This is a genomic window from Carnobacterium sp., assembly GCF_040274425.1.
Map to the genome: position 1 here is coordinate 1 of NZ_JBEMBC010000207.1, position 560 is coordinate 560.

Consider the following 560-nt stretch of genomic DNA (forward strand, 5'->3'; position numbering starts at 1 on the left):
ATGAAATCAAAACGTTCCTTGATCTAAAGTTAAAAGTACTAATTAGAAAAAATAAAGATGTTGTTCTAGATTATTCCTTTTGGTCACGTGAAATGCGTGATGAATATAAAAATATGCTGGTTCCGTTCGGAATAAAACCAGAAATCATTGTAATCGTTACTCCTAAAGAAATTGTTTTACAAAGAATTCACGACCGAAAAGGAAAAAATCCTAATGATATTATGTTAGACGAACAAACTGCAGCTCAATATTACGAAAATTTTCAGCCACCAACACTTGATGAAGGGGAAGTAACAATCATTAATGGTTACTTATATCCAAGTTAGCAAAAAAATAATATTTTGAACATTTTTATAAATTAAACACAATAAAAAGTTCAAGGTAATATATTGAATTGTTAATTTCAAAAACGACTTTCTTTTTATCTAAGTGTTATTTTATTGTATACTAGTTATTGAAGAAACAATCACTAAAAATGTACTAAACAAGAAAGAGGAATAAAATTGGATTTTTGGACAGATCATACTAAAACAACAGAAGAAATCGCTCAAGATTTATTG

General features: G+C 27.5%; 1 protein-coding gene. It reads left to right on the plus strand.

Features of this window, described 5'->3' with window-relative positions:
- On the plus strand, window positions 1–326 hold a 326-nt coding region (locus ABS911_RS15310; protein WP_350468262.1), incomplete at its 5' end, for a P-loop nucleotide/nucleoside kinase family protein.
- Window positions 327–560 lie beyond the last annotated feature (234 nt).